Below are 25716 nucleotides of genomic sequence, written 5' to 3' on the forward strand. Positions count from 1 at the left end.
GTACATCCGCCGAAACGGTCCGGCGGACAGGCCGGCGACAGGGGGTATGCGTGGTTCCAGAGGGCAAGACCGAGATCGAGACCACCGTGCGGGCGGTATTGCGCGACGTGCTGGGCCTGTCGGACGATCGGGTCGCCGCGTTCCGCGACGATACGCCGTTGTTCGGCGCGCTGCCCGAACTGGATTCGATGGCGGTGGCGGGTGTGCTCACCGAACTGGAAGACCGGCTCGGCATCCTGATCGAAGACGACGACATCGACGGTGACACGATGGAAAGCTTCGGCTCGCTGGTCCATTTCGCCAGCGGCAAGGCGCTCGTTTGATCGACCGCTACGACTGGGCCGGGGGGCAGGAAGCGCTGTGGCGCTTCGGCCCGGCGGACGGCCCGGTCGTGGCGCTGGCGCTGCCCCCGTTCGAGGAAGCGAACCGGACGCGGACCTTCGCGGTCGGTCTGCTGCGCGCGCTGGCCGAGCGTGGCGTCGGATCGATGCTGCCCGATCTGCCCGGACAGGGCGATAGCCTGATCCCGACCGAGGCGGCGAGCCTGTCGGACTGGCGCGCCGCCTTCGCCGCCGCCTGCGCGACGTCCGGGCGACCGGTGATCGCCGCATCGATCCGGGGCGGCGCGCTGATCGATGGCGAGGCCGACGTCGCCGGGCGGTGGCAGTTGAGCCCACAGCCCGGCGCGCGGCTGGTCCGCGAATTGCACCGCGTAGCGAAGGCGGCGGGCGAGGCCGACAGCGGCGAGGCGGTGGCGATGCTGAGCGGCAACCGCATCGCCCGGCCCCTGCTCGACGCACTGGGCGCCGCCGTGCCGGCCGTGACGCATCCGGTACGGGTAGTCAGGCTGGGCACCGATCCGGCGCCCGCCGACCTGCGGATCGACGCCGCGCCGTTGTGGCGGCGGGCCGAACCCGGCGACGACCGGGTGCTGGCCGAGGAACTTGCCGAAGACCTCGCCGCATGGAGCCGTGCATGCGCCGGCATCTGACGTTCCCCTGCATGGGCGAGACGCTGGGCGCGACGCTGGACGAGGCGGCGGGCGACACCGGGCTGTTGATCGTCTCGGGCGGCAACGAGCTGCGCATCGGCGCGCATCGCGGCATGGCGCTCGCCGCCGCCGCGATCGCTGCGCAAGGCTTTCCGGTGTTTCGCTTCGACCGGCGCGGGATCGGGGAGTCAGGCGGGATCAACCTCGGCTTCCGGTCGAGCGGACCCGATATTGCCGCTGCCGCCGCTGCCTTTCGTACGCAGGCGGGGGTCGGGCGGGTCGTCGCCTTCGGTAATTGCGATGCGGCGACCGCGCTGGCGCTGTTCCATGAGGCCGCGGGGATCGATGCGTTGCTGCTCGCGAACCCGTGGATCATCGAGCCGATCGACGAGCTGCCGCCCGCCGCCGTGATCCGGGCACGCTATGGCGAGCGGCTGCGGTCGCCCGCCGAATGGTTACGGCTGGTCCGCGGCGGGGTCGACCTGCGCGGAGTCATCGGCGGGGTTCGCAAGATCATCGCCACGAAGCACGAGCGGTCGCCGCTGATGGCCGCGTTCGTCGCCGGACTAAAGCAGGGGACGCCGACGCGCATCCTGCTGGCCGAGGGCGACAATACCGCCATCGCCTTTGCCAGCGAATGGCGCGGCGAACGCCTGTCGCGGCAAGTACCGGTCGTATCGCGGCCGACCGCCAGCCACAGCTTCGGACGCGACGGTGACGGGGCATGGCTGCGCGAGCAAATGCTGGCGGCGCTACGCTGAGCCCGCCGCCCTTGCGTCCCTAACGACGCAAGGGCGGAACGGGCGCCAGTTATTCGGCAGCTTCGGCCAGATCGGCGAATTCGGCGGCCTGCAGGAAGCGTTCGGCGTCGAGCGCGGCCATGCAGCCGGTCCCGGCTGCCGTCACCGCCTGACGATAGACCTTGTCCATCACGTCGCCGCAGGCGAAGACGCCGGGCACGCTGGTGCGGGTCGATCCGGTTTCGACCGCGATATAGCCGTCGTCGTCGAGCGCGATATGACCCCGGAACAGCTCGGTCGCCGGATGGTGGCCGATCGCGACGAAGCCGCCGTCGACCTCCAGCGTCGATAGCTCACCGGTCACGGTGTCCTTCAACTCGATCGCGACGAGGCCGTGCGGGGTGCCGCCGCCGACGAACCGCTCGACCTGCTTGTTCCACAGCACGCTGATCTTGTCGCTGGCGAACAGACGCTGTTGCAGGATGCGTTCGGCGCGGAAACTGTCGCGACGATGGATGATCGTCACGTCGTCGCTGTGGTTGGTGAGATAGAGCGCTTCCTCGACCGCCGTATTGCCGCCGCCGATCACCGCGACCTTCTTGCCGCGATAGAAGAAGCCGTCGCAGGTCGCGCAGGCCGACACGCCCTTGCCCTTCAACAACTCCTCGCTGTCGAGGCCCAGCCAGCGCGCCTGTGCGCCGGTGGCGATCACCAGGACCTCGCCCTCATACACATCGCCGCTGTCGCCGGTCAGGCGAAACGGACGGTTGGTCACGTCGACATCGACGATCGTGTCCCACATCATCCGGGTGCCGACATGCTCGGCCTGTGCCTGCATCTCGCCCATCAGCCACGGCCCCTGCACCACCTCGCGAAAGCCGGGGTAGTTCTCGACGTCGGTGGTCGTCATCAACTGGCCGCCAGGCTGGATGCCCTGCACCACGATCGGCTCCATTCCCGCGCGCGCGCCATAGATGGCGGCGGAAAGCCCTGCCGGTCCCGATCCGAGGACGAGCATGCGGGTGGTGTGGGTAGCGGCCATGACGTTCTGTTCCGTTCGATTGATCGCGCCGTCTAGGACGAACGCGCTGTCGAACGCAACATGGGGGATCGAGCCGTCGCAGCAAGGCGTCGTGCCCGACGCATCAGAAGATCAGCGCGAGGATTCCCACCCAGATCGGCACCGCGACCGCCATGCAAAGCAACAGGCCTGTGGGATTGGGAACCCGATCGATACCCGACAGGCGATGACGGGCGGAGGCGCCAGCGACTTTGGCCATGACAGTCCATCCTCTCGTTATATTATTCTGTTTTGAAGCCAACGAACGACAGAGGATTATGTTCTACCAAAAAATCGGTGAATGTCACATTAATCAGCGAAGGATGTGGATGGCGCTTGGCGCATGGCGACGTCGGCTATCGGACTGTCGCGGGTGGTAGCGAAGGAGGGATTTGAACCCCCGACCCCAGGATTATGATTCCCGTGCTCTAACCAACTGAGCTACTTCGCCCCACGCATCCCCGTTCGGGGAGGCGGCCCTATACGAACGCGAATCGTGGCCGTCAAGCGAACATATGCCGGGAAAGCGCTTCCCATGGTCCGCCACGATACCACCAGCTCGCCAGACCGGCGATCCGAACCGGACGGGGCGCGAAACCGGCGTTCAGACGGGCAAGGAGCGCCTTGGCATCGGCGGGTTCGACCTTGTTCTGGATGGTGACATGCGGCCGCCAGCCGGCCTTGTCCTGCGGCACCAGCATCGTCGCGAACGCATCGGCGATGTCCGCACGGATCGCCTCCAGTTCGGGTGCTTCGATGCGATAGGCGACGCCACGACCAAGGTTCAGGAGTCCGCCGACCCGTGCCTGCGGTGCCCCCTGCCCCCGTGTCGCCGCATTGAGCCGCTGTTTCAACTCCGCTCCCAGTTCGGGGGCGAGGTGATGAAACATCGTGCAGTGCGCGGCGAGCACGTTGCGCTCGGGGGGAAAATACGCACGGCGCTGCGTGTCGAACCATGCCTGATCCTCGGGCGCGAACAGCGCGGTGACGATGATCGGGGCCGGACCGCCGGTCAAATCTCCACCTGACTGCCGAGTTCGACGACGCGGTTGGTCGGCAGGCGGAAGAACTCCATCGCGCTTTCCGAATTCTGGAGCATCCACGCGAACAGCTTCTCGCGCCAGATCATCATCCCCGGCCGCGACGAGGGCAGCAACGTCTGCCGTGCGAGGAAGAAGCTGGTGTCCATCATCCGGAAATCGCCGCCGCAACAGCCGACTTCCTTCAGCGCGCCCGGCACGTCGGGGTCCTGCATGAAGCCGAACTTCAGAATCATGCGGTGGAAGCCCTGCCCCAGATCCTCGTTCTTGGTCCGCACGACCGGGTCGACATAGGGGGTGTCGGCGATCTTGACGGTCAGCAGGACGACCCGGTCGTGCAGCACCTTATTGTGCTTCAGATTGTGGAGCAGCGCGTGCGGCACCCCTTCGGGCGTCGACGTCATGAATACCGCCGTGCCGGGAACGCGGGTGGCGGAGTTGGCGGCCGACTGGATGAACACCTTGATCGGCATCGCCGCCTCGCGCATCCGCTCGATCATCAGCTTGCGGCCCTTGGCCCAGGTCGTCAGCAGCACGAACACGATGATGCCGACCAGCAGCGGGAACCAGCCGCCATCGGGCACCTTGGTCAGGTTCGACGCGAAATAGGCACCGTCGATGCACAGGAACAGGAACACGAACGCCCCCGCCGCCACCGCCGGCCAGTTCCACACACGGCGGAACAGGACGCCGATCATGCAGGTGCTGATGAACATCGTGCCGGTGACGGCGATGCCATACGCAGCGGCAAGGTTCGACGATTCCTGAAAGCCGAAGATCAGCAGCAGCACCATGACGAGCAGCGCCCAGTTGACCGACGGGATGTAGATCTGCCCCGCCGCATCGGCGCTGGTATGTTCGATGCGCAGGCGCGGCATCAGCCCGAGTTGCACCGCCTGCTGCACCACCGAGAATGCGCCGGTAATCACCGCCTGGCTGGCGATGACCGTCGCCAGCGTGGCGAGGATGACGAGCGGCAGGCGGAAATCCTCAGACGCCATGAAGAAGAACGGATTTTCGGCGGCACTCGGGTTGTTGAGCAGCAGCGCCCCCTGCCCCAGATAGTTAATCATCAGTGCGGGGAACACGAGGTAGAACCACGCGACCTGGATCGGCCGCCGACCGAAATGGCCCATGTCGGCATAGAGCGCCTCCGCCCCGGTCACCGCCAGCACGACCGAGCCCAGCGCCAGAAAGGCGAGGACGCCGTCCTGCTGGAAGAAGCGGATCGCCCAGATCGGGTTCAGCGCCTGGAACACTTCGGGCCGTTCGAGGATGTTGAGGATGCCAAGCCCGGTCAGCGTCGCGAAATAGACGACCATGATCGGCCCGAACAGCCGACCGACGCTGGCGGTGCCGACCGACTGCAACCAGAACAGCCCGATCATGATGACCACCGCGATCGGAATGACGAACGCATCGAAGCGCTGATCGACGGTCGCCAGCCCCTCGACCGCCGACAGCACCGACATGGCGGGCGTAATCATGCAGTCGCCGAAGAACAGCGCGGTCGCCAGCACGCCCAGCACGATCAGGCTGGCGGTCCAGCGCCCGCCGCCGCTCTTGCGCTGGATCAGCGCGAGCAGCGCGAGACTGCCGCCCTCGCCGTTGTTGTCGGCGCGCATGATGACGAAGACGTATTTCAACGTCACGATCAGCATCAACGACCAGAAGACAAGGCTGACGACGCCGAAGATGTTGATCTGATCGACCGGCAACCGGTGGTGGCCGACGAACGTCTCCTTCATCGCGTACAGCGGCGAGGTGCCGATGTCGCCATAGACGACACCGATCGCCCCGAAGGCAAGCTTCGTGATCGACTGGCGCGGGCCATGGTGGCCGACCGGTTCGGCGGTGAGATCGACGGCTTGCGGCGAAGCCTCTGCGGTAGAGTTCACGAGCGCGGGGACCGCGCCGGAGTGGCAACGATATTGGTCATGGCGACCGCGTCCCAATGGTTCAGGGGCGGGCCGTTAGCATGCGCACAACGCCGCTGCAACGGGCCTGAATGGTGCGACATCGATGGACGCAGGATGAACGGAGCGCTTCGGCTATTCCGCCGCCCCGCTCCGCCTGCCGCGCAGCCGCCCGGCGTCGATCGCCGCGGGGATCAGCGCGAGGTTCTCGATCGCGGCCAACCCCCATTGCGACGCGGCGTTGGTGCTGACTCCGGGCCATTCGACGACTCCGCCGGGTAGCGTCCGCCGGGGATCGCCGGGCGCGACGCCGAGGCCGGCGCGGCCGCCGTAGAATTCGCTCGCGGCACGACTCGCCAGACCCGCATCGCCGGTTTCGTGCGCGACGAACGCGGTCAGCCGCGAATGCGCCTCGCCCAGATTCTCTGAACCTCGGCGCGGGCCATAGCGCGCCTCGAACTCCGCACGCGGCGCATTGTAATAGCGGCAATAGTCCAGCCACGCCCCGCGATACCGCGGCACGTCTAGCAGTTGCAGCAGTTCGGCATTGATCTCGACCGCGCCGAACACCGAATTGAGGTGCGACAGTGACACTTTGTCCCCCGGCCCCACGAAGCGGCCGCTGGCGAGGTCGTAGGGGGCGCGGCCGGCGATCCAGCCATTCTTCAGCCGGCCGATGCTGTCCATGCCCGCGATCAAGCGATCGCGCCAGCGGCGCTCGGCGGTGCGCTCCCATTCGGTCAGCCAGGCGGCGGCAAGCGAGCACCAGACGGTGCCGAACGACATCTCGATCGTACCGGCGGGCAGGACCTGTTTCACACCGCCCGGCACCTTGCGGCCGATCTCGACCTTGGTGAGCGTCCGGTCCGATTCGAGCAGGTCGCGCATCAGGTCGCCGACGCGCTCGTCGGCGGTCAGATAATAATAGATGCGGCGATAGGCGGCGTTGCTGACGCGCGGCTGTTTGGAACTGTCGCTCCAATGCTGGACGCCGTGGCGCGTGCCCATGCCCTTGAAGCGGCCGGTGTGATAGACGTCGACCTCGCCAGTGTGGCGCGTCATCGCTTCGGCCAGCCGGTACGCCTGCCCGCCGCCGGTACGCAGCGCCTGCATCCACAGCCACAAGTCGGGCGACAATTCGCTGTTGGCCCATGCGAAACCGCCGATGTCGTAGCGCCACTGATGCCGGTCGGTGTCGTAGCTGTGCATCACGTCGCCGTGGTTCCAGAAGCCGTACCAATGGCGCCGCTCGACCTCGCCGGCATAGAAGTCGACGAGGTTGGTGAGCTGGTCCTCGATCGCGACACGGTTGGGCGTCGAGCGATCGGGCAGGCTCCAGCGGCCGAACACTTGGGCGTCGTGAAGGTCATCCGCATCGGCGACGAGTTGCGGCGGGCTGGCAGCGAGATTGGCGAGCGCCTGCAACCGATCGGTCGCGGGCGTTTCGGGAAAGGCCCAGAGCATCAGCTCGCTGGTGCGGGCGATGCCGGTCGCGCTGTCCCAACCGGGTTCGTAATCCTCATAGGTGACGGCCAGCCCCTCGTTCTGGGCGGCGAACGCCTCCATGCCCATCACCCCGCGATAGGGGCGCAGGTCCATCGCCGGAGCCTGCGGCGACCAGAGCCACAATGTCAGGTCGGCGGCGTCGCCGGCCGCGCCGCCGATCGCGATCTCGCTCGGATGCCGTTCCCAGAACCAGCGCGAGGCGATCGCCGCCCCGCCCGCCGGACTGCCGACATAGCCGAAGCCCGGCGCGCGCTTGCCCTCGGCGGCATCGATCCACGCATGGCCGGGCGCGGTCCGCTTGCGCACCGTGAAGCCGCCAGCGGACAGTTGCGCTAGCGATAGGTCACCCCACGCCGGAATGCGCTCGATCAACTCGCCGACCGGTTTGGCCATGTCGGCCAGCGGCGGCGTAGCCTTGCCCGCGATCTGCGCGCTACGGGTCGCCTCGCCCGGATCGCGGCGCAGGCCGGTCAGCGGGCGAACCGCCTCGACGAACATCGCATCGTCGGCCAGGGCGAGACGGACGTGGCGGTCGTGGAGCGGCGCGGCCATCGGCACGCTGCCACGAACCCCCAACCCCGAGACGAACCATTGCGCCGGATCGACGTCATGGATGAAGCTGTGGACGATCCGCAGGCCGGGCGACCCGGCATAGGCGTACAGGCGCACGACGAACGGCAGCATCGTCCGGTCGCCCGCAACATGTCGTCCCTCAACCTTCACCACCGCGCGAACCGGCCCTTGCTGCTCGACGGTGACGCGCTCGATCCGGCCGTTCAGCGGGACCCGTGGGCCTTCGGGCGAACCCTGCCGCACCTCACCCACCAGCGACACGTCGCGCAGGACGACACGCTCGCCATAGGCGGCCTGCCGTACGACGGCGTCACCGCTGCGCGGAATGTGCCAACGAAGATCGCCGCTGGTGATGACGACCGCGTCGGCGCGTTCCTCGACGCGGACCGGGGCGGCCGGCGCCGGCGCGGTGCCGGGGGCCACGGTCAGCGTCGCACCCGGCATGACGTCGGCGGGCAGCGCGTGCGCGGTCCATTTGACCGAGCCATCGGGCCACGTCGCCGTCACCCAGCTTTGCGCCGGAACCGCCCGACCACCGGCATCGCGCACCGCCAGCGACCGCCGACGGTTCAGCGTCCCTTGGGGCCAGGCCAGCCCGAACGTCTGGCCGGCATGGGTGGCGGGTGCGGTGCCCTCCACCCAATGCGCGCCGACCGGACGGGAAACAGCGCGTGGCGCGGCGAATGCCGGCAGGCTGCGGGCGGTGGCGGCGGCAAGGATCGTGGCCCCGAGCAGGCTACGGCGGGTCATCCGCATCGCGGTTCTCCTGATGGTCAGAATCGGGTGATGCGCAACCGGCGGATGCGCAAATGGCTCTGGGTGGTGCGGATGCCGAACCAGCCCGATCGGTAAGGTTCGGCATCGGTCATGGCGAACAGCCGCTTGCCGTCGCGTTCGACCGCGACCTGTCCGTCGCGCGCGATCAGGGCAATGCGCGTCCAGCGGTTGGCGGCGAGCAGCGCGGCGGGATCGGCGCGGTCATGCTCGGGCAACAGCGGCCGATCGCCGGCGCGCGCGGTATAGCGGCGCATCCGCGTCGTCGTGTTGCGGTTGCCGCCGATCCCGACATAATAGGTCGCGAGCGTGTCATAGTCCTCGAACCTGCCGCTGCGCTTCGCGGCGAACACCGATTCATCGGGCACCGCCGGGTCGCTCGCCATCCAGAAGGCATTGAGGTCGCTCACCTGATCGTTCGGTCCGCCGGCCGACACCGCCATCGCCTCGAACGTGATCCGCACCGGCGCGTCCAGCCGCCGGTCGTACCACAGCGTCAGCCCCTTGGCGGTATCGATGTCGATCGTGCCGGACGCAAAGCCGACGGGGGCGGCGGGATCGTGCGCCTCGACCGTCCAGTCGCTTGCGACCGGTGTATGGATACAGCCGCCGAGCGCGAACAAAATGATGCCCGACCACCATCGCGGCAGCCGGGCACAGGGGGGAGTAGATCGCGATGGGGACCGGTCGCGCCGCAGCACGGGGCGACCGGTCCGCCGCATCACAGCTTGAACTGCGCGCCGACGAAGATGCGGCGGCCGAAATCGCTGTATTCGATGGCGCGGGCGTCATCGATGTACGAGCGGGCAAGTTCATTGGTCAGGTTCAGCGCTTCGAAGAAGATGCTGTACTGTGGCGTAATGCGGAACTGTACCTTGGCATCGACATAGGTTTCGCCGCGACGGAAGACCGGGTTGTTGCTGACGGAACCTTCGGCAGCGGTCTGGAGATAGTCGCTGCGCTTGTTGTAGCTGACACGCGCGTTCAGCCAGTCCTTGTCGTAGAAAACGCTGCCATTGTACGTATACTTCGACAGGCCCGGGAAAGCGTCGAGCGGTTCGCCGGTCGCGACGTTGGTCAGCGAACTGTTCAGGGCGCGGCTATAGGTGAAGTTGCCGTTGATCCCGAACCCGTCGAACGGTGCCGGCAGGAAGGTGAAAGCGGTCGAGGCGCTGACCTCGAACCCGTCCAGCTTCGCACCAAAGCCGTTGGTCGGCTGGCGAACGGTATACAGCACGCCGTCACCGAACAGATCGACGCCGGCAATCGTCTGCGCTGGCAAGACGAAGCTTTTGATGTCCTTGTAGTAATAGCCGATGCTGACGACAGTGTCGGCGTTCGGATACCATGCGGCGTTCAGGTCGTACTGATCGGCGCGATAGGGCTTGAGGTTCGGGTTGCCTGCCGAACAAGTGTCTTCGCCAGCAAGGGTGTCGGCAACGTCAATCACGCAATTTACCGTTGGCGACAGGTCGCTCGGCCGAGGACGCGCGAGGTTCTTGGCATAGGTGGCGCGCACGAACAGGTTGGGCTGCACTTCAAGCGACAGGTTCGCGGCGGGCAACCAGTCGTGATAATCGTTCGACAGGGTCACCTCCTGCACCGCGACCGTGGCGACCTCGATCACCGCCGGGATGCCCGGCACCCCAGTACCCGGCCGTACCCGGCTCTCGCGTCGGGTATTGCTGCTGGTCGAATCGTCGCGGGTGTAGGTGTAGCGCATGCCGGCGTTGCCGGTCAGGTTCATGCCGAACACCTGCGTCCCGAAATTTGCACGTAGATACCCGGCCACGATCTTTTCATTGATGATGTAGCCCGGAATCTGCGGCAGCCCATCCGCCTCGCGCACCCGGCTCTGGTTGAAGCCGGACAAGTCGTAATATCGAGAGAGGTTAGCGAAATCGAACAATGGCTGCGCCAGCCGGGTCGGTGCGCCGTCGACTGCCTTGATCCCGCCGAACAGCGGGGCACCGCCAGTAACGCCGCCGTTGACCGCCAGGAACTCCTGATACTGCGCCGGGGTGAAGTAGGTGACGCCGGCCGCGGGACCGGTCGCCGGCGGCGAACCGATCACCGTGGTGAGCGACACGTTGTTGTTATACTGGAACACCGCAGGCCGCGCGACGATGCCCGCCGCCGGAACGGCGATGACCGCCGGCGAGAGCAGACGCGCGCCGCCGGCATTGTAGGCGACGAGGTCCTGGCTGCGATACTGGCCGCCGAACTTGATGCTCTTCAGGAAACCCCAGTCGAGATCATAGTCGACGTCGAGCTTCAACTGGTCTTCGGACGAGTCGTTCTGGCTAGGGCGATACTGGACGTTCGGCCCCGACTGGACGAGCAACTGCCCGTTGGCACCGCGCCGCGTGGCGTCGGCATAGGACGCGATATTCGCCGGATCGAACCCGGTGGGGAACGACAGGATCGGCAGACCCTCGGCATTGCGACGGTCGACCGAAATCCCCGAAACGCCGGTTGTGATCGACACGAGATTGGTTTCGTTCACCCGGTTGCCCTCGGCGCGCGAGGCGAGGAACACCATCTTCATCCGGTCGAGGTCCCATTTGAACCCGGTCTGGTAATAGCGCGTATTCTCGTCGTAGCTGAAGTCGCGGCGCTGCACGCCGACGATGTTGCTGGCTCCACCCGAATTGAGGACGACGCCGCTACCCGTGGGCGTGCCGGCGTTCAGCGCAGTCGTCCAGCTCGTCAGCACATGCCCCTCGGTCGTCACGAACGACTGGGTGGGACGTGCGCGCGAGACACCACCGGCGGCATTGTTGGCCAGTGCCGCGTCGAGATTATAGCGGGTAATGTCGGGCGTGCTGCTCTGCACTCCGGCGTTGCTCAGACCACCGCCCATGTTCACGGCATAGTTGGTGTCGCGCAGGTTCTGGTTACGATAGTTGAGCGTGACCTGACCCCATGCCGAGAAATTGTCGGCCAACTGCACCTGCGCCTGGAAGTCGAGCGTGGTGCGCGCATCGGTGCGTTCGTTGTTGCGATAGCGGACCGACCCCGGCGACCAGTCGAAGAACTGGGTTTCGCAGGCGAGCCGGTTGGCGGTCGCCAGCGCCGCCGTCGTGCCGGTCGTACCGGCGCAGCTCTCATAGCTGCCGAAATTGGCATAGGCCGGATCGGCGACGGTCTTTTCGGTCGACCGGTCGAAATCGAGATACCGCTGCCAGTTGGTGTTGGCGACCGAATCGCCGCGCGTGTCGACGACGCTGTGCGTCACGTTGAACAGCACGCCCAGCCGCCCGTCGAGCAGGTCCGAGCGACCCGCCGTCAGGTTGAAGCGCGGACGCCATTTCTGGGTGAGGTTGAGGCGCTGCGCCTCGCCCTTCACGCTGAACAGCGGCTTGGTGAGTTCGAGCGGACGGCGCGTCTCGACGCGCACGGTGCCGCCGATGCCACCTTCGGTCAGGTCGACGGTATAGCCCTTGTACACATCGATCGACTTGACCAGTTCGACCGCCAGTTCGCGGAAGTCGCCGCTGCGCCCGCCGCCGGGCGATTGCTGGCTGACGCCGTTGATCTCGATACGGTTGAGGTCGGGCTCGACGCCGCGGATCGAAATCTGCGAGCCTTCGCCGAAGTCGCGCTGCAACTGGACACCCGTTACCCGGGCGAGTGCCTCGCCGACGTTCTTGTCGGGGAAGCTGGCGATGTCCTCCGCCACGATCGAGTCGACGACGGTGTCGGCGTTCTTCTTGCGGGCGTTGGCCGATTGCAGCGAGGCGCGGGTGCCGGTGACGATGATCTCGGCCTCGCTCGCTTCCTGCGACAATTCGTCGGTCGGCGACTGGCGGACATCGTCCGACGCTACCGCATTATCGACCTGCGACGTCGTTTGCGCCCACGCGGGTGCGCTGCCGAGCGCGACGATCAGCGCGAGGCCGGAAGCTGCGCTGCAAATACCGGCCCTGCGAATATTGACGAACGATGCCATGCAATCCCCTCCTTAATTCCCATCCGGTGCGTGGGTATTCCCCGTCACCGCCGAACGAACACAAATTTCTTCATTAGGGGTAACGTCGAATCCTTGCGTTGCAAAGCTAAATCTTCGCAATATGATATGTATGTCCACATGATGGAAAATCATCAGGACCGGGAGAGATGAGGATGCGTAGCAAATTGCTGGCACTGCTGGCCGCCACCGTGGCGTTGCCGCTGGGTGCGGCCCCGGTGAAGCCCAGCCGCCAATACGAACGACTCGACAGGGCGCTGGTGGCGGTTCCGGCACCGGATGGCGGCAATCACGTGAGCTGGCGGCTGCTCGCCACCGACCGGCCGGGTGTCGAATTCCGGCTGCTGCGCGACGGACGGGCGATCGCCGCGCGCCTGACCAGCGCATCGAGCTTTCACGACCGGCAAGGCACGCCCGGCGCACGCTACACGCTGGAGACGATCGGCGGGCGCGAACGCGCAGTCAGCGTCGGCGTATGGGCCAGGGGTTATCTGCCGATCCCGCTCGACAAGCCGGCCGACCGGACGACGCCCGCCGGCGAGCGCTATGGCTATACCGCCAACGACGCGAGCGTCGGCGACTTGGACGGCGACGGGCGCTACGAGATCGTACTGAAGTGGGATCCGACCATTTCCAAGGACAACGCCTTTGGCGGTTACAGCGGCGAGACGATCCTCGACGCCTATACGCTGGAGGGCAAGCGGCTGTGGCGGATCGACCTTGGTCGCAACATCCGCTCGGGCGCGCACTATACCCAGTTCATGGTCTATGACTTCGACGGCGACGGGCGGGCGGAGATCATGGTCAAGACCGCCGACGGGACCATCGACGGCACCGGCAAGGTGCTGGGCGACGCAAAGGCCGACTGGCGCGAGACGGGCGGCGAACTGCCGCAGGCCGACCGCACCGGATCGACCATCCTGCCCGACGGCCGCCGGATCGCGCGGACGCAGGGGCGCATCCTGTCCGGCCCCGAGTATATCACCGTGTTCGACGGCCGTACCGGTGCGGCGCTGGCGAGTGCACCCTATTCGCCGCCGCGCGGCGGCGACACGCCGGAGGCGCGCGCCGCGATCTGGGGCGACGGCTATGGCAATCGCTCCGACCGGTTCCTCGCCGGGGTCGCCTATCTCGACGGTCAGCGGCCCAGCGGCGTGTTCGGGCGCGGCTATTATGCCCGCTCGACGGTCGCGGCGTGGGACTGGCGGAACGGCAAGCTGACGCAGCGCTGGCTGTTCGACAGCGCCGCACCGGGCAATGCGAGGTTCGGCGGACAGGGCAACCACAATCTGTCGGTGGCCGACGTCGACGGCGATGGCCGCGACGAGATCGTCTATGGATCGATGGCGATCGACGACGATGGCAAGGGGTTGTGGAGCGCAGGGCTCGGCCACGGCGACACGATGCATCTCGGCGATCTCGACCCGGGTCGGCCGGGCCTCGAGAAATTTGGGGTGCATGAGGAGGTGCCGGGCAATGGCGGCTTCGGGTCGGCGATGCTCGACGCGCGGACCGGGGAAATCCTGTGGACGACGCCGGCGACCAAGGACACCGGGCGCGGCCTGTCGGCCGACATCGACCCGCGCTATCCGGGCGAGGAGAACTGGAATTCCAGCACGCCGTATCTCTACACCGCCAAGGGACAGGTGATCCCCGGCGCCAAGCCGCGCGTCGCCAATTTCGCAATCTATTGGGACGGCGATGCCCTGCGCGAACTGCTCGACAAGAACCGCATCACCAAATGGGACTGGAAGACCGGGACCGAGACGCTGTTGCTGGACGCACAGGGCGCGACGTCGAACAACGGCACCAAATCTACGCCGGCGCTCAGCGCCGACATCCTCGGCGACTGGCGCGAGGAAGTGATCCTGCGCAGCGAGGACAGCAATGAACTGCGCATCTATGCCACCCCCTTCCCCACCATGATCCGGCGGGTGACGCTGATGCACGATCCGGTCTATCGTCTGGGCGTCGCGTGGCAGAACACCGCCTATAACCAGCCACCGCATGCGCTGGACGTGCCGAAATGATCGTCGCGCTGGCAATGCTGCTCGCCGGGCCGGCGACTCCCGTCACCTATCGGCTGGACGATGGCCGGGCGCAGCCGGGCGAGACGCGGGTCGAGCGTGATCGCGGCTACCGCGACGGCTATGGCTATGAACCGGGTGGCGGGCGGCGCTTCTCGGTCGCGCTGCCCGAAGGCAACTGGCAGGTGACGGTGACGCTGGGCGACCGGCGCGCCGCGACGACGACGGTGAAGGCCGAGGCGCGGCGGCTGATGCTCGACCGGGTGGCGACCGGCGCCGGCAAGCGCGTCACCCGCAGTTTCGTGGTCAACACGCGCACCGCGCGGCTTGCTCCGCCGCCCGAGAATGCACCGGGCGGCACGATCGTCCGGTTGAAACCGCGCGAGATGGCCAGCCCGACCTGGGATGACCGGCTGACGCTGGAACTGCTCGGCGACGGCGCGGTGTCGACGCTCCGGATCGCGCCGGCGAGCGTCCCGACCCTATATCTGGTCGGCGACTCCACCGTGACCGACCAGCGGGCCGAGCCGGCGGCGAGCTGGGGCCAGATGCTGCCCGCCTTCCTCGACGACAAGGTCGCGGTGGCGAACCATGCCGAGTCCGGCGAGACGCTGAAATCGTTCGTGACCGAGTTGCGGCTCGACAAGGTGCTGTCGACGATCAGGCCCGGTGACTGGCTGTTCATCCAGTTCGGCCATAACGACCAGAAAGCACAGTGGCCGCAGACCTATGTCGAGGCGAGCACGACCTATCGCGCCTATCTGAACGCCTATATCGCCGAGGCGAAGCGGCGCGGCGCGAAGCCGGTGCTCGTCACCAGTCCCGAGCGACGCAATTTTGATGGTAACGGCCGGATCAAGCCGAGTCTGGGCGACTATCCGGCGGCGGTGCGCGCGGTGGCGCACGAGGCGGGGGTGCCGGTGATCGACCTCAACCAGATGAGCGTCGCGATTTACGAGGCGCTGGGGCCGGAGCGCAGCCCACTGGCGTTCAACGACGGTGGCAAGGACCGGACGCATCACAACAACTATGGCGCATGGCTGCTGGCGCGCGGGGTGGCGGAGGGTATCCGGGCGCTGCCCGATCTGGCCGGGCATGTGACCGCGCCGCGCTTCGACCCTGCCAGACCGCCGCTGCCGGCTGAGGTCGCGATCGTGCCGAGCAGCGCGCGCAGCGACGAACGGCCGGACGGCAATTGATCGCCCGGCGAACCATGCTGGCAGCGGTGCTCGCCCTGCCCTTTCCGGCGCATGGCGCGCAGACGCACGACGTGCGGACGTTCGGCGCGGTGGGCGACGGGCGGGCGATCGACACGGCGGCGGTGCAGCGCGCGATCGATGCGGCGGCGGGCGGCGGCACGGTGATCGTGCCGCGCGGGCGCTATCGCTGCTTCACGCTGTTCCTGAAGAGCGACATGACGATCGTGCTGGAGCGGGGGGCGACGATCATCGCCGCCGATCCGGTGCGCGACGGCGGGCGCTATGCGCTGCCCGAGGATCGGGGCGAGCAGCTCTATCAGGACTTCGGGCACAGCCATTGGCACAACAGCCTGATCGTCGGTGACGGCGTGGCGCGGGTGGCGATCCTTGGTCCCGGCGGCATCGATGGCGCGGGGCTGACCCGCGACGGTCCCGGCGCACGCTGGCGCAAGCAGGCCGGCGAACGGCCACTGTCGATGCAGGGGATGAGCGCGGCGCAGATCGCCGAGCTGGAACCCGATGCGCGAGCGATGGAGGGGCTGGGCAACAAGGCGATCGCGCTGGTCGCGGCGCGCGACGTGCGGGTCGAGGGGCTGACGATCGCGCGGGGCGGGCATTTCGCGATCCTCGCGACCGGGTGCCGGGGCATGGTGCTGCGCGACCTGACGATCGACAGCAACCGTGACGGGATCGACCTCGACGGCGTGTCCGACGTGCTGGTCGAGCGGTGCCGGGTGAACACGCCCAACGACGATGCCATCGTCCTGAAGAGCAGTTTCGCCCTCGGTCGTGTCCTCCCGTGCGAGGATGTGACGATCCGCGATTGCGAGGTGTCCGGCTTCGACGGCGGTACGCTGATCGACGGGACGCGGCGGCGCACGCAGGCGCTGGCGCCCGATCGTGACCGGGTGACGGGACGGATCAAGCTCGGCACCGAGAGCAATGGCGGGTTTCGGCGGATCCGGATCGAGCGGTGCCGCTTCACCCGGTCGCGCGGGGTGGCGCTGGAGACGGTGGACGGCGGCGTGCTGGAGGATGTGACGGTGCGCGATATTGCGATGACCGAGGTGACGACTGCGCCGCTGTTCCTGCGAATCGGCGACCGGCGGCGCGGGCCGGCGGGAACCGGGGTCGGCGCGATCCGGGGGGTGGTGATCGAGGGGCTGGATGCGCGGGGGATCGACCATCGCTTTGCCGCGACACTGGCGGGGTTGCCGGGGCATAGCATCGAGGATGTGACGCTTCGCGACCTGCGGCTGCGCTATCTGGGCGGTGGCGAGGCGGTGGTGGAGCCGGAGGAACTCGCCGATGCCTATCCCGAACCCAGCATGTTCGGGCCGACGCCGGCATGGGGGCTGTGGTGCCGGCATGTCCGCGGGTTGCGGGTCGAGGGGCTGCATCTGTCCACGGCGGGGGACCGGCGGGCGGCGGTCCGGCTCAGCGATTGTCCGGGGGCGAAGGTGACGAAGCTTACACAGAATGTTTGACGTTTGCCGATCGCAATTCTATCATTTGGATATAGAGTCCATATAGTGGACGATTATCGGGAGGGATCGATGGCGCGTCAGGCGTTTCGGATGCAGCTCAAGGCCGGCATGGCGGCGGAATATCGTGCGCGCCACGACGCTATCTGGCCGGAATTGGTCGATTTATTGCGCGAGGCGGGCATTTCCGACTATTGGATCTTCCTCGACGAAGCGACCGGTGCGTTGTTCGCGACGCTGGAGCTCGCCGACGACAACCAGCGCGACCGTCTGCCCGCCAGCTCGATCATGCAGCGCTGGTGGGAATCGATGGCGCCGCTGATGGAGACGCAGGCCGATCATCGGCCGCTCGAATGGGCGCTGACCCCCATGTTCCACATGGCATGACGTCGATGTTGCGCCATTTCCTGCTCGCCGCGTCCGCGCTGGCCGCGATACCCGCCGCCGCGCAGACCGCGAAGCCGACCGCCAATTTCGGCGCGCCGGCCAAGCAGTTCGATCGCGTATCCTATGACGCACGCTCGCTAATGATCGACGGCAAGCGGCTGACGATCTGGTCGGCCGAGGTCCATGCGTTCCGCCTGCCCTCCCCCGATCTGTGGCGCGACGTGTTGCAGAAGATGAAGGCCAGCGGGTTCAACACCGTCGCCTTCTATTTCGACTGGGGCTTCCACAGCCCGAAGCGTGGGCAGTACGACTTCAACGGCATTCGCGACATCGACCGGCTACTCACCATCGCCGCCGAGGAAGGGCTGTACGTCATCACTCGCGCCGGGCCGTATGTGAATGCCGAACTGACGCGCGGCGGCTTTCCGGGATGGTTGCAGAACCAGCGCGCCCGCGCGCGGACCGACGATCCCGACTATCTCGCCGCCGCCGACGAATGGCTGTCGCAGATAAACCCGATCATCGCCCGCCACCAGATCAACGGCGGCCCCAAGGGTGAAAAGGGCGGCACTGTCATCCTGCACCAGATCGAGAACGAACTGGCGCTGACCACCCCGGCGCAGGGGCGGTATATGGACCATCTGTACGCCAAGGCGCGCGCCGACGGCATCACGGTGCCGCTGTTCCACAACGATCAGGGGCGCAACGGATATTGGGCGCCGCGCGGATCGAACGTAGCCAAGACGGTCGAGGGATCGCCCGACCTGTATGCGTTCGACGGCTATCCCGGCGGCACCTGCACCGTGGGCGGCAAGACGACACGCGGATCGGCCGCGCCCGACTGGGGCTTTTATGGCCCGGGCGGCGCGCGTGGTGGCGCGTCGGCCAGTCCGAACACGCCCGGCTTCGCTGCCGAGTTCGGCGGCGGCTGGTTCGATTACTGGGGATCGAACGGCGGATACGAGTGCAACGCGATCCAGCGTGGCAAGCGGTTCCAGCGCGTGTTCTATGGCACCAACCTGGCGAACGGCATCGCGATCCAGAGCTTCTACATGGGCTTCGGCGGCACGAGCTGGGGCTGGCTACCCGCCCCCGTAGTCTTCACCAGCTATGATTATGGCGCTGCGTTCAGCGAGACGCGCGAAGTGCGCGAGAAGGCCGAGGAGCTGAAGGCGCTGGCCGGGCTGATCCGGTCGGTGCCCGATCTGGCGGGCATGGTCCCGGCGGGGCCGGTGACGATCTCGTCGCCCAATATCCAGGTCTATCATAACAAGTCGCCCGAAACCGATGCGCGTTTCCTGCTGGTGACGCATAATCCGTCCAACAAGGCGAGCGACGACCGGTTCACGATCACCGCCGACCTGCCCGACGGGCGCTATGCGTTTCCCGAGATGCGGCTAAACGGGTTCGATGCGAAGTGGCTGGTCGCCGGGGTCAATCTCGGCGGGCAGCGGCTGGTGTATGCCACGTCGGAATTGCAGAGCCATGTGGCGATCGATGGCGGCGACGTGGCGCTGCTGTACGGGCGGGCGCAGGAAACCGGGACGACCGTGCTGCGCTATACCAGCGCGCCGACCGTGCGGGTGATCGACGGTGACGTGCGGTCGTCGTTCGATGCGGCGAAGGGCGATCTGCGGCTCGACTATATCCATGGCACGCTGGCGCGGGTCGCGGTGTCGGGCGGCGGACGGCCGCCGCTGACGCTGCTGATCGGCGACGAGGGCGAGGCGGCGAAATTCTGGGAGCATGGCGACGTGCTGGTGCGCGGGCCGGCGCTGGTGCGATCGGTTCGGGCGACCGGCGGCACGATCGCGCTGATCGGCGACACGCGCGAGGCAACGCCGCTGGAGGTCTGGGGACCCCGGCGCGCTCGCGGGCTGACGTGGAACGGTGCGCGGGTCGCGACCGCAGCCGGCAGCGCCGGGAGCATCGTGGCGCGTGCCCCCCTGGCAGGTCCGGCGGCGGTGACGTTGCCGGTGCTGGCCGACTGGCGGATGGCGCCGGGCACACCCGAGGCCGAACCCGGTTTCGACGACGGCACCTGGCAGGCGATCGACAACCGCGCTTATGCCAGCATCACCGCGCGGCCCGACGGGCAGCCCAACATGCTGATGGACGCATACGGCTTTCACGAGGGCGACGTATGGTATCGCGGGCGCTTCACCGGCACCGCCGATGCCGAGCGGCTGCGCATCTATTATGGCGCGGGTGGTTCGGGGCTAGCGCAGGTGTTTCTCGACGGCAAGCTGATCGGGCAGGACGAATTGCCCGGCGGGCTGCCGCGACCGGTCACGACCGGTGCGGCGACGATCGCGCTGCCGGCGCAGGCGCGGACGCCCGGCGAGCATGTCCTGTCGATCATGGTGCGTAACAACGGCCATAACTGGGACCTCGACGCCGACGATTTCCACAAGGAAGCCCGCGGGCTGGTGTCGGCATCGGTCGAAAAACAGGCGGGCGCATCGTTCGCGATCCCGATCGCATGGAAAATCCAGGGGCGGCAGGGTGGCGAGGACATCGTCGATCCCGTACGCGGCGTGCCCAACAACGGCGGCCAATATGGCGAGCGGATGGGCTGGCACCTGCCGGGCTTCGACGATACACGCTGGGCAAAGGCGACGGTACCGGCGAGTGCCGCCCCGGCGGGGACGAGCTGGTATCGCACGAGCTTCGACCTGAACGTACCCAAGGGACAGGATGCGACGATCGGCGTGTCGTTCGGCGATGCGTCGGTCCCGCGTTCGCCGGTCGACTACCGCGTGCTGATCTTCGTCAACGGATGGCATATGGGCCAGTTCATCGCCCATGTCGGGCCGCAGCGGACCTTCGTGATCCCCGAGGGCATCCTGAACCATCGCGGGCGCAACGTGCTGTCGCTCGCCGTCACCAGCGATGGGCAGCCGGGCAATGCCCTTGAAACGGTCAAGCTAGTGACGATGCGCAACGTGCGCGGCGGATTGCCGGTGCGGATGGTTGAGGCGCCTGCGGTATTGGCGAAGTGATGATGCCTTCGCCCTCCCCGTCACCCCGGACTTGTTCCGGGGCCCACTTCACCGCTTGCGCTGGCGTTCCCGTCTCGGGCGGCACCGCCCGCCGCGCGGTGGACCCCGGAACAAGTCCGGGGTGACGAATCCTGCGGGGTATCTGCTCCGCACCAAAAATCCACGAACCAACCCTATTCTACCGGAGCAATCATGGCCGCGCTGACCCACGACATTCCCCGCCAACAGGTGAACGATGCCATCGCCCTGCTGATGGACAACCTCGTCAACATCAAGGACGAGACGGGCGAATTCCTGCTCCATCTGGAGGATGGCCGGATCATCGACACGAAGGGCTGGGCCGGGTGGGAATGGACCCACGGCGTCGGCCTGTTCGGCATGTGGCGCTATTATGAGCAGACCGGCGACAAGGCCGCGCTGGCCATTATCAAGCAGTGGTTCGAGGATCGCTTCGCCGAGGGCACGCCGACCAAGAACATCAACACCGTCGCGCCGTTCATCACGCTTGCGTATCTCTATGAGCACGAGCCCGATCCGCGCTACATCCCCTATCTCGACACCTGGGCCGAATGGCTGATGGCCCCCGACGGCCTGCCCAAGACCGAGGAGGGCGGGTTCCAGCACATCGTCTACAACGACGAAAACCCGGGCGAGATGTGGGACGACACGCTGATGATGTCGGTGTTGCCGCTGGCCAAGATCGGCTTGCTGCTGAACCGCCCGCAGTATGTCGAGGAGGCGAAACGCCAGTTCCTCGTCCATATCAAATATCTGTTCGACAAGAAGACCGGGCTGTGGTTCCACGGCTGGGACTTCAACGGGCGGCACAATTTCGCCGAGGCGCTGTGGGCGCGCGGCAATTGCTGGGTCACGATCGCGATCCCCGAGATCATCGAGATCCTCGATCTGCCGGTCGGCGATGCGTTCCGCACCTTCCTGATCGATACGCTGGCGGCGCAGGTCAAGACGCTGGCGGAAACGCAGGACGAAAGCGGGTTGTGGCATACGCTGATCGTCGATCCGACGAGCTATCTGGAAGCATCGGCCGCCGCCGGTTTCGCCTATGGCATCCTGAAGGCGGTGCGGAAGGGCTATCTGCCGCGCCATTACGAGGCGATCGGCATCAAGGCGGTGCGCGGCGTGCTGGCCAATATCGACGACAAGGGCGAGTTGCGCCAGGTCAGCTTCGGCACAGCGATGGGCGATACCCAGCAATTCTACAAGGACATCGCGCTGACTTCGATGCCGTACGGCCAGAGCCTTGCCGTCTGCGCGCTGGCCGAATTCCTGCGGACGTACATCTGATGCGCCGGGCGGCGATCATGGTGGTGGCCGGCGTGCTGCTGCCGGTCGCCGCCCCTGCCCGCGATCTGGTGGGCGAGACGCCGGGCGGCTTCGCGCTGGCCGGGGCGCAGGTCGTGACCGATCCGGGTGACGCGGCGGTGGTGGGCATCGCCGCCGCCGATCTTCGCGGCGACCTCGTCAGCGTGCTGGGCACGCAGCCGGCGGCGGGCAAGCGGCAGATCTGGATCGGGACGCTGGGACACAATGCCGCGATCGACCGGCTGGCGGCCAAGCGCCGGATCGATACGCGCGGGTTGACCGGCGCGTGGGAGCAGTTCCGCATCGCCACGGTCGACCGGCCGGCACCGGGAGTCGCGCAGGCGCTGGTGATCGTCGGCAGCGACCGGCGGGGCACGGCGTTCGGCGCCTATCACCTGTCGCGCGCGATCGGGGTCAGCCCGTGGAACTGGTGGGCGGACGTCACGCCACAGCGGCGCGCGGCGCTGTATGTCGCGAAGGGCACGCATCGCTTCGCCGGGCCGTCGGTCAAATATCGCGGCATCTTCCTCAACGACGAGGATTGGGGGCTGCACCCATGGGCTGCGACCAACTTCGAGCCCGAGGCGAAGGGGATCGGCCCCAAAACCTATGGCAAGCTGTTCGGGCTGCTGCTGCGGCTGAAGGCGAACATGCTGTGGCCGGCGATGCACAAGGTGACGCCGGCGTTCAACGCGAACCCGGCCAATGCCGCGCTGGCCGATCGCTATGCGATCGTCATGGGGTCGAGCCATGCCGAGCCAATGCTGCGCAACAACGTCGGCGAATGGACCGCGCCGGCGGCGGACTTCGACTATGCGCGCAACCCGGCCGGGGTCGCCGCCTATTGGCGCGAACGGGTGGCGACCAACGGCGGCTATGAGAGTGCGTGGACGCTGGGGATGCGCGGCATCCATGACAGCGGGATCGTCGGTGCGGCGACGATGGCGGAGAAACAGGCGCTGGTGACGCGCATCCTGACCGACCAGCGCGCGATGCTGAACGGGGTGAAGGGGCCGCAGGTGTTCACGCCGTACAAGGAGGTGCTCGACATCTACCGCGCCGGGTTGAAGGTGCCGGGCGATGTGACGCTGATGTGGCCCGACGACAATTTCGGCTATATCCGCCGCCTGCCCCAGCCGGCCGAACGCGCGCGGCAAGGTGGGCATGGCATCTATTATCACTTGTCGTATCTGGGCGCGCCGCTCAGCTATCTGTGGCTGTCGACCACCCCGCCCGCGCTGATCGGCGAGGAGATGGGGCGGGCCTGGGACTTGGGCGCGCGCGAGATGTGGATCGCCAATGTCGGCGACCTGAAACCCGCCGAGCTAGCGACCGACTATTTCCTGTCGCTCGGCTGGGACATCGGCGTGCGGGCGCGGGCCGGCTTCGTACGCGACTGGGCGGCGGAGAATGTCGCGGCCGGGCTGGCCGGCGACATCGCGGCGGTGATGGACGAGCATCACCGGTTGAACTTCGCGCGGCGGCCCGAGCATCTGCAATGGTGGCTGCCGGAGCAGAAGGCGCGCGCGAGCGCGATGCCGCAGGACGAGGTTGCGGCAAGGCGGGCGGCGTTCGCCGCGCTGGTGGCGCGGGTCGACGCGATCGAGCCGCAGGTGCCGGCGGAACGGCGCGATGCGTTCTTCCAACTGGTGCGCTATCCGGTCGAAGCGGCGGCGATGGCAAACGAACGGGTGTTCGCCGGCGAAGCGCACGACCGGCTGCGCGACCGCGACCTGCCCGCCGCGCTGGCTGAGGCGACGCGGGCGCAGGCGGCCGACCGGCGAATCGCGGCGCTGACCGATCGCTATAACAGCGGCAAGTGGCGCGGGTTCATGGCGGTCGAGCCGGCGGACGGCCAGTGGCGATCCTATCGCACCATGCCGCCGGTGGTGCCGGCGCTGGGCGGGCCGCTGGTGCCCGCGCCTGCTGTGGCGGCGTCGGGGGATGTGGTTATCGACCTGTCCGAGATGCGTGGTGCGTGGCGGCGGGTCGCCGGGCTGGGTCGCGGCGGGACGGTGTTCGCCTCGACGCCGGGCAAACGGGTGACGGGAACGGTTCCGGTCGACCTGCCGGCGGGCGAGTGGATGTTGTCAGTGGAGTTGCTGCCGACCTACCCCGATGCCGATGGTGCGCCGCTGGAGGTCGAGGTTCGGATCGATGGGCGCGACGAGCGGCTTGTCGTCGAGCGGGCGACCGGGGATGCGGCGTGGGCGCAGGCGGTGCTCGACAACCGGATCGTGGTGGCGGTGCCGGGCAGCGTCGGCGGTGGACGACATTCGTTGACGTTGGCGGCGACAGGGGGCGGCGTGCTGGTCGATCGGGTGGTTGCCCGGCGGAGGTAGCGCGTCGGCGCTTTTCCGGGGAGCGTTGTGGGTGCAACTGCCCACCCCGAACCACTATTTCTTCGCCACTTCCACCGCGTAGATGTGAGTGGCGCCTTCAAAATTGCCACGGAAGACGACCCACTTCGCGTCGGGGGTGAAGGTCATGTTGGGTTCGAGCCGATAGTCGTGCCTGCGCATGTCGACCAGTTTCTCGACCTCCAGCGTGCCGGGCACGATCAGGCGGTCGGCATCGGCGGCGTGGATGTCGGCGACGTCGGGGATTGCCCTAGGCGTGAAGAGGTAGAGATATTTGCCGTCGGGCGCGTGCGCGACCATTTCGGCGTCCCCACCGTCGCCCGAGAAGCGCCGGCCGCCGGGCATCTGGTTGTAATGGACCGACCACTGGTTGCGGTCGACCTTGTACCAGTGCCGCTTGCCCGAGGTCAGGTCATAGCCCGCCAGCCAGAACACCTCGCCGCGCGGGGTTTGCAGATCGTACCAGATGCTCTTGCCGTCGGTGGAAAAGAATTCGTGGCCGGCGATTTCCATGTTCATCGTGCGGTGATGAACGAGCGTCTTGCCCGAACCGTCGGCGCGGATCGTCCAGATGCGGTCGACCTTGTGCCACGGTCCTTCGTGGCAATACATGATCTGCTGCGGATCGGTCGGCGAGAACTGGATATGGTTCAGCCAGTCGGTCGAGGCGGTGACGACGCGGCGCTGCCCGGTGCGCAGGTCGATCGTGAAGATTTCCATCGGGATGCGCGCCTCCAGCCGTTCGTTCAGCCGGCGCTCCTTGGCCTCGGCGAAGCTGTAGGGCGTGCCGTCGGCGCGCATCGCCTGATAATCGGCCTCGCCCGGCCCCACGACGCGGCCGGGGGTGTGGCGGCGGTCCTGCCGGGTGCCGTCAGGGCGCAGGCCTCCCTCCCCCAGCGCGACCTGCCCCAGCAACAGCGTCTCGTCGGCATTGATCGAGCCGATCGAGCCGCCAGGCACGTCGGCGACCTTGCGGGTCCTGCCCGTGTCGATATCGACTGCATGGATGGTCGAGGGGCCGCTGGCGTCGTTGCGAAGCTGCGTGGCGTAATAGGCGGTGCGGGTGCGCCGCCCGGTGAACAACAGGGTGATGCCGGGGCCTGAGACGAGCGGCTTCATCTCCCATGTCGCAAGGTCGATCGTCGCGATCCCGCCGGGGACGCTCACGACCATGCGGTCACCCTGCGGCGTATAGCTGTTCTGATGAAAATACAGGCTGGTGCTGTCGGGCACGCGGCTGATGCGGATCACGCGGTGGCCGGTCGTCGCATCGACCCATTCGGCCGCCGGCTTCGCCACCGCCGGCGCCATCGGCAGCCACGCCATCGCCAGCATCGCCGCGCCGGCGAACAAGGATCGCACCG

At 67.2% G+C, this 25716-nt stretch carries 18 protein-coding genes and 1 tRNA gene; 10 read left to right on the forward strand and 9 right to left on the reverse strand.

The genetic code is table 11. The features are described from left to right. The first annotated feature begins 50 nt into the window (after nt 1-50). The 3 genes from ASE78_RS01715 to ASE78_RS01725 are packed head-to-tail and all read left to right on the forward strand — an operon-like array spanning nt 51 to nt 1752. Nucleotides 51-323: an acyl carrier protein gene (locus ASE78_RS01715; RefSeq protein ID WP_055756552.1), complete on the forward strand. Its 273-nt coding sequence runs from the start codon at nt 51-53 to the stop codon at nt 321-323. Beyond that, nucleotides 320-991: a hypothetical protein gene (locus ASE78_RS01720; protein ID WP_056492410.1), complete on the forward strand. Its 672-nt coding sequence runs from the start codon at nt 320-322 to the stop codon at nt 989-991. The genes ASE78_RS01715 and ASE78_RS01720 overlap by 4 nt, the downstream gene beginning before the upstream one ends. Then, on the forward strand, nt 976-1752 hold the full coding sequence (locus ASE78_RS01725; protein ID WP_056492414.1) for a hydrolase 1, exosortase A system-associated: 777 nt from the start codon (nt 976-978) through the stop codon (nt 1750-1752). The genes ASE78_RS01720 and ASE78_RS01725 overlap by 16 nt, the downstream gene beginning before the upstream one ends. A gap of 49 nt (nt 1753-1801) precedes the next feature. Here ASE78_RS01725 and trxB read toward each other — a convergent pair whose 3' ends face one another. From trxB to ASE78_RS01760, 8 genes are all read right to left on the reverse strand, one after another. Next, nucleotides 1802-2773: a thioredoxin-disulfide reductase gene (gene trxB / locus ASE78_RS01730; RefSeq protein WP_235514843.1), complete on the reverse strand. Its 972-nt coding sequence runs from the start codon at nt 2771-2773 to the stop codon at nt 1802-1804. Between the two features lie 103 nt (nt 2774-2876). After that, nucleotides 2877-3011, reverse strand: coding sequence for a hypothetical protein (locus ASE78_RS19750; RefSeq protein WP_268795683.1), 135 nt, complete (start codon nt 3009-3011; stop codon nt 2877-2879). Between the two features lie 154 nt (nt 3012-3165). Next, a tRNA-Met gene (locus ASE78_RS01735) sits at nt 3166-3242 on the reverse strand. 52 nt (nt 3243-3294) lie between these two features. Further along, a complete protein-coding gene (locus ASE78_RS01740) occupies nt 3295-3807 on the reverse strand; it encodes a 2'-5' RNA ligase family protein (protein WP_056492417.1) in 513 nt (170 codons plus the stop codon). Beyond that, nucleotides 3804-5648: a potassium transporter Kup gene (locus ASE78_RS01745; protein ID WP_230772179.1), complete on the reverse strand. Its 1845-nt coding sequence runs from the start codon at nt 5646-5648 to the stop codon at nt 3804-3806. Before ASE78_RS01745 ends, ASE78_RS01740 begins: the two co-directional genes overlap by 4 nt. Nucleotides 5649-5882: 234 nt before the next feature. Further along, nucleotides 5883-8582: a hypothetical protein gene (locus ASE78_RS01750; RefSeq protein WP_056492421.1), complete on the reverse strand. Its 2700-nt coding sequence runs from the start codon at nt 8580-8582 to the stop codon at nt 5883-5885. A 17-nt stretch (nt 8583-8599) separates the two neighbouring features. Beyond that, nucleotides 8600-9223, reverse strand: coding sequence for a DUF6250 domain-containing protein (locus ASE78_RS01755; RefSeq protein ID WP_056492424.1), 624 nt, complete (start codon nt 9221-9223; stop codon nt 8600-8602). Between the two features lie 98 nt (nt 9224-9321). After that, entirely contained in the window at nt 9322-12552 is a 3231-nt protein-coding gene (locus ASE78_RS01760) for a TonB-dependent receptor (RefSeq protein ID WP_056492427.1), read from the reverse strand. A gap of 173 nt (nt 12553-12725) precedes the next feature. Between ASE78_RS01760 and ASE78_RS01765 the strand changes: the two genes are divergently transcribed. The 7 genes from ASE78_RS01765 to ASE78_RS01795 all read left to right on the forward strand — a co-directional run bounded on the left by ASE78_RS01765 (nt 12726) and on the right by ASE78_RS01795 (nt 24334). After that, complete coding sequence (locus tag ASE78_RS01765) at nt 12726-14600, forward strand: rhamnogalacturonan lyase (protein WP_162236448.1); 1875 nt, start codon at nt 12726-12728, stop codon at nt 14598-14600. Then, nucleotides 14597-15796 carry a rhamnogalacturonan acetylesterase gene (locus ASE78_RS01770; RefSeq protein WP_056492430.1) on the forward strand — a complete coding sequence of 400 codons (1200 nt, stop codon included), beginning with the start codon at nt 14597-14599 and terminating at the stop codon, nt 15794-15796. The genes ASE78_RS01765 and ASE78_RS01770 overlap by 4 nt, the downstream gene beginning before the upstream one ends. Before the next feature lie 14 nt (nt 15797-15810). Then, on the forward strand, nt 15811-17283 hold the full coding sequence (locus ASE78_RS01775; RefSeq protein WP_056492433.1) for a glycoside hydrolase family 28 protein: 1473 nt from the start codon (nt 15811-15813) through the stop codon (nt 17281-17283). 45 nt (nt 17284-17328) lie between these two features. Beyond that, nucleotides 17329-17667: an L-rhamnose mutarotase gene (locus ASE78_RS01780; RefSeq protein WP_414886712.1), complete on the forward strand. Its 339-nt coding sequence runs from the start codon at nt 17329-17331 to the stop codon at nt 17665-17667. Between the two features lie 5 nt (nt 17668-17672). Next, complete coding sequence (locus ASE78_RS01785; protein WP_321163071.1) at nt 17673-20669, forward strand: beta-galactosidase; 2997 nt, start codon at nt 17673-17675, stop codon at nt 20667-20669. 192 nt (nt 20670-20861) lie between these two features. After that, nucleotides 20862-21974 (forward strand): glycoside hydrolase family 105 protein, encoded by a 1113-nt coding sequence (locus ASE78_RS01790; RefSeq protein ID WP_056492437.1) that lies wholly within the window; start codon nt 20862-20864, stop codon nt 21972-21974. Continuing rightward, complete coding sequence (locus tag ASE78_RS01795) at nt 21974-24334, forward strand: glycosyl hydrolase 115 family protein (RefSeq protein ID WP_056492440.1); 2361 nt, start codon at nt 21974-21976, stop codon at nt 24332-24334. Before ASE78_RS01790 ends, ASE78_RS01795 begins: the two co-directional genes overlap by 1 nt. Before the next feature lie 54 nt (nt 24335-24388). Here the strand turns inward: ASE78_RS01795 and ASE78_RS01800 are convergent, their stop codons facing one another. Further along, nucleotides 24389-25714: an oligogalacturonate lyase family protein gene (locus tag ASE78_RS01800; RefSeq protein ID WP_056492850.1), complete on the reverse strand. Its 1326-nt coding sequence runs from the start codon at nt 25712-25714 to the stop codon at nt 24389-24391. Between the last annotated feature and the right edge of the window lie 2 nt (nt 25715-25716).

It is taken from the genome of Sphingomonas sp. Leaf25 (genome assembly GCF_001421635.1).
Classification (GTDB): domain Bacteria; phylum Pseudomonadota; class Alphaproteobacteria; order Sphingomonadales; family Sphingomonadaceae; genus Sphingomonas.